The sequence below is a fragment of the Gardnerella sp. c10Ua_244 genome (assembly GCF_055818055.1).
The window spans coordinates 41,975-56,676 of the sequence record NZ_JARFVS010000003.1; the positions used below are offsets into that span (position 1 = coordinate 41,975).

A 14,702-nucleotide genomic window follows, 5' to 3' on the forward strand; every position below is an offset into this window, starting at 1 on the left:
AGTGTCGTACTATCGCAAAAGCAACAATACGACACTTTGTAATATAACTTCACACAATCACTGATCTAAGAAGTCACGCAAAGTTTGCGATCTAGAAGGATGACGCAGCTTAGACATTGTTTTAGACTCAATTTGACGGATACGTTCACGAGTAACACCATAAACGCGACCAATATCGTCTAAAGTTTTTGGCTGACCATCTTCCAAGCCGTAGCGCATCTTAATAACTCCAGCCTCCCTAGGAGCCAAAGTTTCCAAAACTTGCCTGAACTGTTCTTGAAGGAGCGAGAACGCAACAGCATCAGACGGTGCGATTGCGTCAGTATCTTCAATCAAATCACCGAACTCGGAATCGCCGTCCTCGCCCAGAGGAGTGTGCAAAGAAATTGGCTCACGACCGTATTTTTGTACTTCCTGAACCTTTTCTACTGGCATATCTAGTTCGCGAGCAAGCTCATCCGGCGTAGGTTCACGACCTAAATCTTGAAGCATTTGACGCTGAACCCTAGAAAGCTTATTAATAACCTCAACCATATGCACTGGAACTCGAATAGTACGAGCCTGATCTGCCATAGCACGCGTAATAGCCTGGCGAATCCACCAAGTTGCGTAGGTTGAGAACTTAAAGCCCTTCTTCCAGTCGAACTTTTCAACTGCACGAATCAAACCAAGGTTACCTTCCTGAATTAAATCAAGGAAAAGCATGCCTCGACCGGTATAACGCTTAGCAAGAGAAACAACAAGACGCAAGTTTGCTTCAAGAAGATGATCTTTAGCTTTCTTGCCATCTGCTGCAGCCCACTTAAGCTCACGTTTACGCTTAAACTCCATTTGATCAATTTGAGTATCAAGCAAATGCTGAGCATACAATCCAGCTTCAATACGCTCTGACAAATCAACTTCTTGCTCAGCATTAAGCAAGCTAACTCTACCTATCTGCTTTAGATAATCCTTAACAGGATCCGCAGTAGCACCTGTAGCAATTACACGACGCTTAGGATTACCAGATGGAGTTAGATTATCGTCATCGTCATCATCACGTACAACAAATGCGCCTTTTGCTTGTGGCACTTGCGGAGCATCATGCTTAATTTCGTCGTGATCATCAATTTCATCAAGATCTTCAGACTCTTCATCATCAAGATCATCTGCAACGTCAATATCGCTTAAATCGTCAACATCAGATATATCTTCTGGCTGAATATCGTCCAAATCATCAAGATTCAAATGTTCATCACCAACATCAAGATGTGAATCGTCATCTAAAGGATCGTCAATAGATAATTGATCTTGAGATTCAATGTCTACGCTATCTTCAGTTTCGTCATGTTCAGCATCAGCCGATACTGATTCAGTATCAATCTTGTTGTCTTCAGTTTTCTTTGAGCGAGAACTGCGCGTCTTGCTATCAGCTGACGAAGTTCGAGTACTGGTTTTACGCGCAGCGCTAGCCTTGCGAGTTTTTACAGGCTTAGTATCATCTTGCATTTCGTCGCTGTCGACCGTTAATCCAACTTCACTCGTCAAACTGTTCCTCCTGTATTATCCCCTTGTAACGCATATAGGCATAGTTCATGCAAGGGCAAGTTTTACCTTAAGTAGTAAACCATTTAAGCAAGACGATTATTCCACAACTAATTTTTGCGGCGTGGCGAATTATTCAATCCATGCTGGCTCAAGACCATTTTCGAATGCTCCACACACTATTTTTGCCATAGAACAATCAGGATCAATGCGCAATGCACAATCACAATAATATTTTACTTCTCCGAGCCTAAACCACCAGCTGATATAAGCTAACAAAGCGTAAACTTGCACAGATAATTTTGGAATGCTTCTAGTAATAATAGCCATAGATTTTAAAATTTTGCACGCGAAAATAGCTCTCTTTATATCAGGCTTATTATTTGTTTGAGTGAATTTTGCTTCTAAACAATGCCGCAAATTACGAGATACTTCAGGTGTATGAGGGCACCAAGCAAATTCCGACAAAGTTTTTTCGTCATACCATTCTTGATTTTCATCCAGAATAGAAATAAGCATTGCATCACGAACATTAATATTATGCAACATTGCTATTGGCAGATTTACTAAATCATATCCAAACATTTTTTCATCGTAAGCAAACATGTTGTACCATCGCATAAGCGCTCTGCTTGCAATATCTCTAATAGCATATTGCTTGCCATTTTGATTAACATTTTCTATAAAAGCTTCCGAAACTGCCGGAACCCAATATTCTAATCCTTTAATCCATTGCGCACTATCACTACAGTTGTTGTAAATATATTCCTTAGAAAAAGTCATAAAAAAGCTGCACTCTTTGGAAGGATATATAGTCCCATTAATATCTGAAATTTCTCTTCCAGCAAAACTTTCAAAATCTTCTGAACCTGCAAAATCTAAACAACCATTAAAAGAATTAGCACTTTCACCATAAATTTGCATAAGACTTTGCATATCAAAGTCATCAATACAATTATGCGATATCTTCGTTTTCAAATCATCCTCTACAATTTCCATGCATACTCCCCCTCATTTTTTACATGATTTTTTATTTTGATAATCAAACTATGCAATAGCATTTTTGATATATTGAAGTTTCTCAAGATATGAGTCAGCATTCAATAAAAAACTATTTCCGCGGTGAAAAGCTTATTAAACCATAATAATAATTGCGTTTTGTAATGTTCAGCCCTGTGGATAACTTTCATAATATGAGCACATTTATAGGCAACAATTACAGTCTTAACGATATTGAATCTAGAATTACTTTTTTAATTTCTCAGCAATTTAATACGGGATTAGAAAATAATCTTTCATCCACATGTGCGCAAATACTACAGCAAGTAATAAAGCAAGCTATTGTTTCAAGCGAAGGCGGAAAACGTCTTAGAGCTCTTCTTACGATTTCAGCATTTTACGCTGCATCAAAAGAAACCAATATTCAAAAAATCCATGAACAGTCTGTATTTGACATAGCTTGTGCTCTAGAAGTATTTCAAACAGCTGCATTAATTCATGATGATATTATTGACGAATCTTATTTAAGACGTGGAAAGCCTAGTGCGTATTGTGCATTAAGTAAAGCTTGCAATAATAAGCATATTGGCACAGGCTTAGGTTTAATGCTGGGAGATCTACTTGCCACAGAAAGTTTCGATATTGCAAGAAATCGTGCGAAGAATTTTACTTATGGCGAGGAATTGTTAGCAGCATTTGCGTCTATGCAAAGAAATGTTGGTATTGGTCAAGTATTGGATTTGTCAATAGAAATGATGCAACTAGATAATCCAATACAACTTGCGGAATCATCTTTGAATGTTTTTAGATGGAAAACAGCCAGCTACACTACTGTTGCTCCATTAACTCTCGGCTTTCTTGCAGCAAATATGCAACCAACTGAAGCATACAATCTTGCTAATTCTATTGGCAATTCGTTAGGTGTTGCTTTCCAAATTGCTGATGATTTGCTTGATATTGTTTCAGATAGCAAGATTACAGGTAAGCCTATTGGCGGTGATATTAGAGAAGGTAAGCGTGCGGTTCTTCTTGCAGATGCTTTGCAATACGGAAACGATAACGAAAGAGAAATACTATTAAAAGCTTACACGAGTAGTACTCGAAGCGAAGATGATGTAAATAAAATAATACAGATTTACCATACTTCTGGTGCTATTGAAAAATCAAAAAAGCGAATTGAGAATCTGTGGAATGATTCACAACAAGCAATCGAATCAAGTACATTGAGCGACAATGGAAAAGCTATTTTGCATGAAATTAGCAAACGATTTATACCTGAAGCATGGCGTAATGTACAATAATATTTAGCAAATAACGCTCGAAATTAGCTTTCTTTACTATCTTGCTTGTACACTCGTAAGTAGTAAAAATGGTTTTACGCGTATAAGGATTGTGACAATGGATGAAGCTACGCAGGCGCAGCCAGGTATGCGCATTGAAAATCGCTATCGCATTGTGCGCAAAATAGCTCAGGGTGGCATGGCTACTGTGTATCAAGCAGAAGATGAACGCCTTGATAGACCTGTAGCAATTAAAATCATGCACACTCAACTTGCTCAAGGGGTGCATCGCCAGCAATTTATTGCTAGATTCCGCAGAGAAGCGACTTCTGCTGCAGCAATTGCAAATCCACATATTGTACAAGTTTATGATACAGGCGAATATGACGGGCTCGATTATCTCGTAATGGAATATGTTCATGGCGTTAATTTGCGTTATGAAATGAATATGCAAGGCACATTCAGTGTGCGAGATACGCTGCGTCTACTTGCAGAAACTTTGGATGGTCTCGCTTCTGCACATAATGCTGGAGTTGTACATAGAGATATTAAGCCGGAAAATATTTTAATTAACGATCGAGGTCATGTTCAAATTACTGATTTCGGTTTAGCTAGAGCAATTTCGCAAGCAACACTATCTTCTACAGGATTACTTCTTGGCACAGCAGCTTATCTTGCTCCTGAACTTATTGAGCATAATCTTGCGACTCCTCAAGGTGATTTGTATTCAGCAGGCATGATGGCTTGGGAAATGCTTGCAGGAAGAGTGCCTTTTACTGCAGATAATCCTGTTACGCTTGTTTTCAAGCATGTGCATGAAAACACTCCTTCAATTGCTACAGCTTGCCCTGGAATTAGCGAAAAAGTTGCACAATTCATAGCAAACCTCACTGCTCGCGACATGAACGAACGACCTAAAGATGCAAGTGAAGCATTAGCAAAATTACGTGCACTTTCTACACAATTAAACTCTGAAGATTGGCAATACAAAGCAGAAGAACCACAAGAGTTTTCAGAAGAAACAGACTTTTCTCCTATTAATAATTTGCGTGTTTCCCCTGAAGCAAATTATTCGGACAAATTGAATCCTAATAATGACTCAGATGCTACACGAGCAATAAATACTTCAGGCTCTAATTTTTCTGCTAATTCCAACTCTTTATTGCAAAATGCTACAGACGAAACTGTTGCAATACCTAGAGATAGTTCTGTAAGTGAACTCGATTCACACACAAATAATGATTTACATAATCCTGAAGTCAATAATGTAGCAATAGACAATTCACTAGCGAAGTCCGACAGTGCTTTCGATGCGAATAATCTTCAAAAAACACAAGCTATGCAATGGCATGCTACTAATACAGAAGATGTGTCATACAATTCGCAAGATAATCCTTTAGAAGAATTTGACGATAGCAATATGCCAACAATTGCTATTAGCTCTCGCAATTTTAACAACAACTTAAATGCAGCAAAACCGTTTGGCATGTCAAATAAGGAAAAAAACTTAGGAAACAAGCCTAATCGTTCTTCTAAAAAGCGTGTTTTCCTTATTGCAGGTTTAAGCACAGCTGGAGTATTAGCAATTGCTGCTATTGGTGGTTTTTGGTATTTCTTAGGTTCTGGCAGTTATTGGACGCTGCCTAAGCCCGACGACCTTCAATGCAAAAATTATGCATCTTGCAAAATAACTGATGTCAATTGGCAACAATATGAGCACACGCTTAAAATTGCTGGAATTCCTTACAAAGTTTCAAAAGATTATAGTGACGATGTGCCAGAAGGAAAAGTAGTTTCAACAAATCCTGATGTCGTCGGCAGCCATATTCAAAAGCACAATAATAGCACTCTTAATGTTGTGATTTCGCGTGGAATTCGCAAGTCTACAATCCCGGACGATATTACAGATCCAAAGACTTACAATGGCAAAAATCCTTTGAAAACATTGCGTAAAGCAGGATTTACTAACATTGTTCACGATAAGTCAGGAGACACGTATTCTATAGACATACCAGCTGGCAGCTTAATTGATATTAACCCTAAACCTGGCACACGCATGAACCATAACGAAGAAGTAAGTGTTTTACTTTCTAAGGGACCTAAGCCTGTCCAAATGCCAGATATAGTTGGGAAAACAAAGAGTGAAGCTGACTTAGCTTTGACTGACGCTAAGCTGGATGTAAAGTACGAAGAAGAAAATAGCGATACTGTAGCAAAGGGTAAGATTATCCGCGCTTCCGTTGAAGCTGGTTCTGACTTACATTGGGGCGACAGTGTTAAAGTTGTTGTTTCTAAAGGTCCAAAAACTGTTACATTGCCAAACGTTTGCGGAAAGAACAGTGATGAAGCTAAAAGGATTATTGAAAATCTAGGACTGAAAGTTCGTATTTCTGCTCCACTTGGTGATTTAATGCACGTAGTGCGCTTCCAATCCCCTGGAGCTGGAAGTGAAGTACCATTGAAGGATTCTAATGGAAATCCTTCTATTATCACTCTTACAGTAATATGAGCGTTATGTAAGCGGCGGAAGCTAAATAACTTTCGCCGCTTACATATTTGAATATAAATAAAATTTAAATATGTAATAATGTTAATCTAATAGCATAAGAATCAGCATTATATTTTACTTATTTTCGTTACTTTCTTCACGTTTTTTACGCATACGTTCTTTTACAGTTTGAGCATATTCATCAACGTATTCTTGACCACTCATTTGCTGAATAGACTTAGTTACTTTATCTGTAATTTCACGTAAACGCTCGTGGGTAATCTCGCTTTCGTCACAAACACGCTCTACTTGAATAGGCTCGCCATAAATTGCCTTAGTTTTACCCTTTGCAGGAATAACTTGACCATGCACTTGCAATTCTCTAGTTCCAATAATTGCAACTGGTATAATCGGGCAACCTGTTTCAAGAGCAAGACGTGCAGCACCAGTATGACCGCGATATAAACGACCGTCTGGACTTCTTGTACCTTCAATATGAATACCAAAAAGCTGACCTTTTTCTAATATTTCACGAGCATGATTCAAGGCACCAAGCGATTTTGCGCCTCCAGAACGATCTACAGGAAAAACGCCAACAGAAGTAAACCACCACTTCTTGAAACGACCCTTTAAACCTTTGCCTTCAAAATATTCTGCTTTACCCATAAAGTGAATCATACGAGGACAAGTCAATGGAAGAAGCGCGTCATCAATAACAGCAAGATGATTTGCAGCAATAATAGCTCCACCCTTTTTAGGTACATTTTTAACACCTTGCGCTGATGGATGAATCCTCATGCAGGCAATACCCCCAAGTCCCTTCACGAAGAACCAGTACAACATACCATATCCTTTCTTGCAAGTCCAATTTCGAACATTTTAAGCATAGAATCAGGAAGACTTGCTACAGTATAGTTCATGACTTCTTCTAAGAATACCAACGACCCTCGCCGTGATGACGAGTTAACGTCAGAATCGTTAAAGAATAATCAAAAACAAAACAATAGAAATTTTGATGACGATTGGTCATCTTTTATTGCAGAGCATTCTGACGATATGAATGATATTGCTAATTCACGTAGCGCAAAAAGCTTTGAAAAGCACGCTCAGAAAGAAGAAAAAAAGAAAGAGCGCAACAGTATAGCAAGCGATAATAATTCTAAAAATCAAAAAAATGCTATAAAAAATAAATTTAGCTTAAAAAATCTAAGCAGCCATAAATCCTATATTATTCCTACTAGAATGCAAGACCCTCACACGATCATAACTGCTAAAGGTCCTCGTGATAATACACGCACAAGTTGGCTTGATTTAGATAAGACTATGGAAGACTATGGAGATGATTTTGTGCCCCCAAATCCACAATTTTATAACGTATCTTTAGTTAATGTAGTTTTGTGGATTCTATTTGTTATAGGTATCTTCGGTGTTATTGTAAGTGCTTTTATTCCTGCTATAGCAAACATTGTTGGTATTATATGCGGCCTATTAATGCTACTTAGTGGAGCAGGATTACTTATGAATCGCAAAAAACCTGATCCGTATAAAGAAGATTACAACGATTATGGAGATGGTGCTCGAGTATAGCTAATAATCAATCGAATATAATAAAAAGGCGGCATGATTATAATCACACCGCCTTTTATTTATTTTACTTAGCAGCTTTCAAGTTACTCAGCTTCATTTTCAGATTCGTTTTGACCATGGCAAAGCTTGTACTTACGACCAGAACCACATGGGCACTCGTCATTCTTATTTGTTCCTGGGAATGTACGACCATCAGACCATGGAGTCTTCCATTCTTCATTCTTTGGTCGCATGCTCAACGGAACATCACCCTCAGCATGACTCAAAGGTGCAGGACCAACAATACCAGCAGCCTGATCTTCAGCATCTACCTCAGACGAAGCTTGTGCAACATCTTCATCAAGCTCATCGTCAGAAGAAATATCTTCAGTAGAAGCAATCTGATTGATATCAATGTGGAATAGAAGCTGAATGCTTTCTTCCTTAATTGCCTCAATCATCGAATTGTACATCTGGTAGCCTTCACGCTGATATTCAACGAGCGGATCACGCTGACCCATACCACGCAGACCAATACCATCCTTCAAATAATCCATCTCATAAAGATGTTCACGCCATTTGCGATCGAGAACAGAAAGAACAACGCGACGTTCAATTTGACGAAGTGGATCAGCGCCGAGACGATCTTCGATGAGAGAGTAAACCTTTACTACACTGTCGACAATCAAATCACGCAAAGCAGAAACAGCTTTTTCGCCCTTAAGATTGATAATCGTTTCACGCACCTGATCCCAATCAAGAAGTACAGGCATTACAGAGTTAAGAGCATCTTTTAAGCCGTCCAAATCCCAATTCTTTGGCTTATCAGAACCGTTCATTGCGCCACGCACATAACTTTCTACGGTGTCACTGATGAACTTCAAGATGTCCTCGTGAATATCTTCACCCTTAAGAACCATCTGACGCTCTGCATAAATCACAGTACGCTGCTTATTCATAACATCGTCATACTTCAAAACGTTCTTACGCATTTCAAAGTTACGAGCTTCAACAGTCTTCTGTGCCGTGCGCACACCGTTAGAAACGTACTTAGACTCAATTGGTTCGCCTTCTGGCAATCCCTTAGCCATAACACGAGCAACAAGCTGAGTGTTGAACAGGCGCATCAAATCATCTTCCAAGCTTAAGTAGAAGCGGGACTCACCAGGATCACCCTGACGGCCAGAACGACCTCGAAGCTGGTTATCAATACGACGAGATTCGTGACGCTCAGTACCAAGTACATACAAGCCACCAAGATTCTTAACTTCTTCGTGCTCGTCCTTAACTTGCTCTTTAACTTCAGCTAAAACGCCTGGCCAACGCTTCTCATACTCTTCAGGAGTATCGTCTGGAGAATATCCTTCAGCCTTCAACTTAGCATCTGCAAGGAACTCAACATTGCCGCCAAGCATAATATCGGTACCACGACCTGCCATGTTAGTAGCAACAGTTACAGCACCCTTACGACCTGCAACAGCAACAACAGCAGCTTCCTTAGCATTCTGCTTAGCATTCAAAACCTGGTGAGGAATGCGAGCAACGTCAAGAAGCGAAGAAAGAATCTCAGAAGATTCAACAGAAGCTGTACCAAGCAACACAGGCTGACCCTTTGCATGACGCTCAGCAACATCTCGCACAATAGCAGTAAGCTTTTCTTTCTTTGTGCGGAAGATCAAATCGTCCTTATCTTTACGAATTACTGGACGGTTGGAAGGAATTGGAAGAACACCAAGCTTGTAAGTTCCCATGAACTCTGCAGCTTCAGTCTCAGCAGTACCAGTCATACCAGCAAGCTTGTCGTACATGCGGAAGTAGTTTTGCAAAGTAATAGTAGCAAAAGTCTGATTTTCTGCCTTGACTTCCACGTTTTCCTTAGCTTCAATTGCTTGATGCAAGCCCTCGCTATAACGACGACCTGGAAGAACACGACCAGTATGCTCATCGACAATCAAAACTTCGCCGTTTGTAACAACATAGTCACGATCTAGAAGGAAAAGCTCCTTAGCTTTCAAAGCGTTATTCAAATAACCAATAAGAGCTGTATTGCTTGGCTCATAAAGGTTATCGATGCCCAAGTAATCCTCAATTTTTGCGATGCCAGGATCAAGAATACCTGCGGTTTTCTTCTTTTCATCAATCTCGTAATCAACATCGCGAGTAAGCTTCAAAACAAGCTTTGCAAATTCACGATACCAATGAGTTACATCACCTTCAGCAGGACCTGAAATAATAAGTGGCGTACGAGCCTCATCGATAAGAATGGAATCGACCTCATCGACAATTGCATAGTGATGACCGCGCTGCACAAGTTCACTCTTTTCCCACGCCATGTTATCACGCAAGTAATCGAAGCCAAACTCATTATTTGTACCGTAAGTAATATCAGCATTGTATTGCTTACGACGCTCTGGCGGCTGCTGGTCTGTAATAATGCATCCAACACTCATGCCAAGGAATCTATAAATACGACCCATAAGCTCGCTCTGGTAGCTAGCAAGGTAATCGTTGACTGTGACAACGTGCACACCTTTGCCTTCCAAAGCATTCAGATAGCTTGGCAAAGTAGCAACCAATGTTTTACCTTCACCAGTTTTCATTTCTGCAATATTGCCCCAATGCAATGCAGCGCCACCCATAAGCTGCACATCGAAATGACGCTGGCCAAGCGTACGCTTTGAAACCTCTCGCACAGTAGCGAAGGCTTCAGGCATCAAATCATCAAGCTTTGCACCATTGTCTAAACGCTGCTTGAATTTAGCAGTTTGACCCTTCAATTCTTCATCGGAAAGCGCGGAAATTTCATCTTCCAACGCATTCACAGCCTTTGCTACGTTCTCAAGGCGCTTCAATTGATGGCCTTCACCCATACGCAAGGCTTTATCGACGATATCTACCACGTTTTGCTCCCTTAGGTCATGTCTATGACGACGGCCTAGCCAACATAGACGTAAACTGTGCCCATATTACGCGACGGCTACGATTTTTATAAGTTAGCGAGTCTGATTACTACATAAAAATGCCCGCCCAACATTGTGCTAGACGGGCATACGCACTTATTCGCGCATTTTAGACGTGTTTTTTTAACCATTACTTTTGCTTAGCAACATTTTCAGGTGTATCAATTTCAAACACGCCATAGCTCCAACCATGTCTGCGATATACTACAGATGGTCTCATAGTTTCTTTGTTTACAAACAGGAAGAAATCATGTCCAATAAGCTCCATCTCATACAAAGCCTCATCTATGCTCATAGGCTCTGCAATATGTAGCTTACGACGAATCACAATAGGAGTGTCGCCAACACTTACTTCCACAGATTCACCAGGACCTAAATCAGAAGCAACAGCAGCATCTGCGCTATTAACCTCATTTTCTTCTGGCTCTTCAACAGTAGTCTCAATCTCAGGCTCTACAGCACCCATGTCTACAGGAGTCATTTCCGTATATCCACGGCGATGATCCTTACGACGATCGCGAGTGCGACGCAAACGAAGCGTCAACTTATCAAGCGCCATATCTAATGCACTAAATTGATCAGTGCTAGAAGCTTCTGCGCGAATCACTGTGCTTCCTGCAACAACAGTAATTTCAACTCGCTTTGCTGTGTCAGCCTGCCTTGGATTGCCTTCATGAGTCAACACGATTTGCACGCGCTGCGCATCAGGCGCAATGGCGGTCACACGATTCATCTTACTTTCTACAACGTCACGGAACCTTTGATTAATCTGCGTATGACGACCGGTAATGACGATTTCCATGCGAAACCTCCCCATATAGACTCGAACCTTAAGTTCGATTTGTACAACCCGACTGCCACGATGCCGTCGGTTCTTCTATTATATCTGCTAAATCCATACAAACCTAGCGATTTATTAAATTAAAATAAAAAAATTAACGTTTATTACGGAATTTCTTATAAAATAACGAATTTTTTACGATATTAATAGTATCTGCTATAATTGGGAAGGTTGAGGTTTCACGATGGCCGCGGTCACAATGTTCATTCGGAGTGGCTGAGGAACTTCCGGGCTCCACAGAGCACAATGGCGGATAACGTCCGCCCAGGGCGACCTGAGAGATAGCGCAACAGAGAATAGACCGCCTGAACGTTTCGTTCGGGTAAGGGTGAAACGGCGGTGTAAGAGACCACCGGACTTCTGGTAACAGTAAGCCGCATGGCAAGCCTCATTGGGAGCAAGGTCAAGCAGAAGACGCTTTAGAGCTGCTCGCTCAAGTCTTCGGGTAGACTGCTAGAGTTTGGCGGTAACGTCAAATCGAGATGGATGGCCATCCGCATGCACTTGTGTATGCGACAAAACCCGGGGTATGTGAAACCTCATCAACTCAACCAATAGCATATTTTCAACTTATATCGCTGATTCTTGGAGCGAAAGAAAAATCAGAAAATACTGCTAAGCATTTATTAAACGACGAATCTAAATCAATTTTTACGTTTGAATTATCAACTACCCCACATGTTTGCATACCAGCTTGCTGAGCTGAACATAAAGCTGTAGCAGAATCTTCAAAAACTACACATTTAGCTGGATCTACTTTAAGTTGATTAGCAATATCGATATAAGTTTTAGGACTATGCTTACCTTTTTCAGATAAATCTTCTCCAAAATGAATAAAATCAAAACAATCAAAAATGCCAACTCTTTTTAAAGCTGGAATACACAAGCGTTTAGAAAGAGTTGTAACAAGAAAAAGCTTTATACCATTAGAACGCAAATAATGCACATATTCATACGCGCCTTTTCTTAGCGGAAGATGATTAGCATAAGCGTCAAAAGCCATATCTGACCACTCCGTCATCAAATCTTCAGGAGCATCAGTAAATCCGTAATTTTTAATAACATATTCTGCAATTTGTCTAGGATTCATTGTTGCAGTCGTATTCGCAAAGATTGAAGGAACGTTCATACCACGTTTCGCAAAACTTACTCGATCAATATCATCCCAAACGCTTAAAGAATCAAGTAACGTGCCGTCAAAATCAAAAATCGCTGCAACAATAGACGAATTATTTTGTAAATCCATCAATGATCTTCCTACTTGCACTCAATAGCTCACGAGCATGTTCTAATGAAGTTTTTGATTCACTTCCATCAAGCATCCTAGCAATCTCTTGCTCACGCATCAAATCATTAAGCTCAATAACAGAAGTATCCGCAACTATAGCAGAAGAACTATTCTCACTATTCTCAACAAGATTTTTTTGTACTGCAAATTGTGCATCTGCAAAAGAAGCAACCTGAGCTAAATGAGTAACAACAATAACTTGAGCATGTTGAGAAAGTTGAGCCAAACGTTTACCGAGTTCTACTGCCGCAACACCACCAACACCAGAATCTACTTCGTCGAAAACAAATGTAATATTTTCTTCGTCGCAATCTGTCAACTTCGCAACAACAAGCTCAATTGCAAGCATAAGCCTACTTAATTCACCACCAGAAGCACTTTTGCTCATCGGCAAATCTGAAGAAGCAGGAAATGGTCGGAACAAAAACTCTACATCATCACATCCGTTAGAATCAAGCGGAATAGAACAAGATAAATCTTCGCAACGCCTATTTACACTGATAATTAATTGAGCACCTGGCATAGCCAAAGAGTTTAATTCTTCACTAACTAAAGTGCCAAAATCATGAGCTGCATTTAAACGAGTTTTATATAATTCTTCAGCAAGTTTAAGAGCATCATCATATCGTTGAGCACACTTAGCACGCGCTTTGGCAATAGCTTCAGGAGAATCATCTAAATCTTCAAGTTCAAACTGAGCTTTTTCGGACCAATCAAGTACGTCATCTAATGTTGGCCCCCACCTACGAGTTAAATCAGTAAGATCATGAATACGGGAATTTAAATCATCTAAATCTTTTTCACTTACATCGATATCCAACTGTTGAGCAAGCTGCATTACGATATCGTCAAGTTGAGCATGAATATCGTCAAGTTGATTTGCAATAGAATTGAAAGAATCATCTACACGAATATTTCGTAATGCTTGAGAAGCTTTATCTACAAGAAAACAAGCATCTTCAGATGATTCTGAAGCACCATAATCTATTTGACTGGAATCAAGGGATGCGAGCGCAATGCTCACTGCTTTAACAATTTGAGCAGAATTCTCAATTCTTTCTCTTTTTGCACGCAATTCCTTATCTTCATTAGGCAGCGGATTCACATCTCGTATTCGCGCTAACGATTCTCTAAGGTAATCTGCACGTTGCCGCGAAGAAGACGCTTGATTTTCTAGTCGATTACATGTTTCTTTAGCATCTTTCCACGCTTGATACGCACATGCGTATTGCTTACGTAATTCACTATTTTTAGATACAGTATCAAGCAATTCGCGTTGTTTTGAATTTGTTGCTATGCGTAATTGGTCACTTTGTCCATGAATAACTATCAATCGAGAGCATACTTGTTCAAGAACTGTTTTTGGTACTGCGAAACCAGAAATTGTTGCCCTTGAACGACCTTCTTGTGGTACTGTTCTAGAAACATACATATCTGATTTATTTTCGTCATTTTCTGAAGGCTCTAATTCAATACCGGATTTTCCAACAGCATCTACTAATTCACTTGTTTTAGGAATACTAAATATGCCTTGAACCCATGCTTCTTTAGCATTTGGAGAAATCCTTGCAACTTCTGCTTTGGATCCAGAAATAAGCTTGATAGCACTTAAAAGCATTGACTTTCCAGCGCCTGTTTCGCCCGTAATAGCTGTCATGTGAGACGAAGGAGTAATAAGCGCATGTGAAATTGGCCCAAGATTACGTATTTCTAACTCTTCAAGCACGCTGTACCTCGTTTTATAAATGCTATATTT

Annotated in this window: 10 protein-coding genes and 1 other RNA gene; 4 read left to right on the forward strand and 7 right to left on the reverse strand. The window is 39.9% G+C overall.

Annotation, left to right across the window (positions count from 1 at the left end):
- Window positions 1-57: 57 nt before the first annotated feature.
- Together P0108_RS05615 and P0108_RS05620 are read right to left on the reverse strand one after the other, a co-directional pair.
- On the reverse strand, window positions 58-1,527 hold the full coding sequence (locus P0108_RS05615) for an RNA polymerase sigma factor (RefSeq protein ID WP_415697725.1): 1,470 nt from the start codon (window positions 1,525-1,527) through the stop codon (window positions 58-60).
- 129 nt (window positions 1,528-1,656) lie between these two features.
- On the reverse strand, window positions 1,657-2,523 hold the full coding sequence (locus P0108_RS05620; RefSeq protein WP_119504403.1) for a hypothetical protein: 867 nt from the start codon (window positions 2,521-2,523) through the stop codon (window positions 1,657-1,659).
- A gap of 194 nt (window positions 2,524-2,717) precedes the next feature.
- On the opposite strand from P0108_RS05620, the gene P0108_RS05625 reads away from it, so the two are divergent.
- Window positions 2,718-3,824 (forward strand): polyprenyl synthetase family protein, encoded by a 1,107-nt coding sequence (locus P0108_RS05625; protein ID WP_473730854.1) that lies wholly within the window; start codon window positions 2,718-2,720, stop codon window positions 3,822-3,824.
- Between the two features lie 97 nt (window positions 3,825-3,921).
- The gene (locus tag P0108_RS05630) at window positions 3,922-6,312 is read left to right on the forward strand and encodes a Stk1 family PASTA domain-containing Ser/Thr kinase (RefSeq protein ID WP_473730855.1); all 2,391 of its coding nucleotides are present in this window, start codon (window positions 3,922-3,924) and stop codon (window positions 6,310-6,312) included.
- A gap of 114 nt (window positions 6,313-6,426) precedes the next feature.
- Here P0108_RS05630 and P0108_RS05635 read toward each other — a convergent pair whose 3' ends face one another.
- The gene (locus tag P0108_RS05635) at window positions 6,427-7,134 is read right to left on the reverse strand and encodes a lysophospholipid acyltransferase family protein (protein ID WP_012914113.1); all 708 of its coding nucleotides are present in this window, start codon (window positions 7,132-7,134) and stop codon (window positions 6,427-6,429) included.
- A gap of 75 nt (window positions 7,135-7,209) precedes the next feature.
- On the opposite strand from P0108_RS05635, the gene P0108_RS05640 reads away from it, so the two are divergent.
- Complete coding sequence (locus P0108_RS05640; protein WP_473730856.1) at window positions 7,210-7,878, forward strand: hypothetical protein; 669 nt, start codon at window positions 7,210-7,212, stop codon at window positions 7,876-7,878.
- Window positions 7,879-7,961: 83 nt separating this feature from the next.
- On the opposite strand, the gene secA is transcribed toward P0108_RS05640, so the two are convergent.
- Window positions 7,962-10,757, reverse strand: coding sequence for a preprotein translocase subunit SecA (gene secA / locus P0108_RS05645; protein WP_473730857.1), 2,796 nt, complete (start codon window positions 10,755-10,757; stop codon window positions 7,962-7,964).
- A gap of 190 nt (window positions 10,758-10,947) precedes the next feature.
- Window positions 10,948-11,619, reverse strand: coding sequence for a ribosome hibernation-promoting factor, HPF/YfiA family (gene hpf / locus P0108_RS05650; RefSeq protein WP_004106803.1), 672 nt, complete (start codon window positions 11,617-11,619; stop codon window positions 10,948-10,950).
- Between the two features lie 211 nt (window positions 11,620-11,830).
- Between hpf and rnpB the strand changes: the two genes are divergently transcribed.
- Window positions 11,831-12,204, forward strand: an RNA gene (gene rnpB, locus P0108_RS05655) — RNase P RNA component class A.
- Window positions 12,205-12,223: 19 nt separating this feature from the next.
- Here the strand turns inward: rnpB and P0108_RS05660 are convergent.
- Both P0108_RS05660 and recN read right to left on the reverse strand, forming a co-directional pair.
- Window positions 12,224-12,904, reverse strand: a complete 681-nt coding sequence (locus tag P0108_RS05660) for an HAD family hydrolase (RefSeq protein WP_102703058.1) — start codon at window positions 12,902-12,904, stop codon at window positions 12,224-12,226.
- Window positions 12,888-14,672 (reverse strand): DNA repair protein RecN, encoded by a 1,785-nt coding sequence (gene recN / locus P0108_RS05665; RefSeq protein WP_102703057.1) that lies wholly within the window; start codon window positions 14,670-14,672, stop codon window positions 12,888-12,890. The genes P0108_RS05660 and recN overlap by 17 nt, the downstream gene beginning before the upstream one ends.
- Window positions 14,673-14,702: the final 30 nt, after the last annotated feature.

What these genes read in the sequence shown, in the direction of transcription:
- P0108_RS05635 (WP_012914113.1), bottom strand. Translation starts at nt 7,134, where the DNA reads ATGTTGTACTGGTTCTTCGTGAAGGGACTTGGGGGTATTGCCTGCATG.
- P0108_RS05640 (WP_473730856.1), top strand. Translation starts at nt 7,210, where the DNA reads ATGACTTCTTCTAAGAATACCAACGACCCTCGCCGTGATGACGAGTTA.
- P0108_RS05625 (WP_473730854.1), top strand. Translation starts at nt 2,718, where the DNA reads ATGAGCACATTTATAGGCAACAATTACAGTCTTAACGATATTGAATCT.
- P0108_RS05620 (WP_119504403.1), bottom strand. Translation starts at nt 2,523, where the DNA reads ATGGAAATTGTAGAGGATGATTTGAAAACGAAGATATCGCATAATTGT.
- P0108_RS05660 (WP_102703058.1), bottom strand. Translation starts at nt 12,904, where the DNA reads ATGGATTTACAAAATAATTCGTCTATTGTTGCAGCGATTTTTGATTTT.
- P0108_RS05630 (WP_473730855.1), top strand. Translation starts at nt 3,922, where the DNA reads ATGGATGAAGCTACGCAGGCGCAGCCAGGTATGCGCATTGAAAATCGC.
- hpf (WP_004106803.1), bottom strand. Translation starts at nt 11,619, where the DNA reads ATGGAAATCGTCATTACCGGTCGTCATACGCAGATTAATCAAAGGTTC.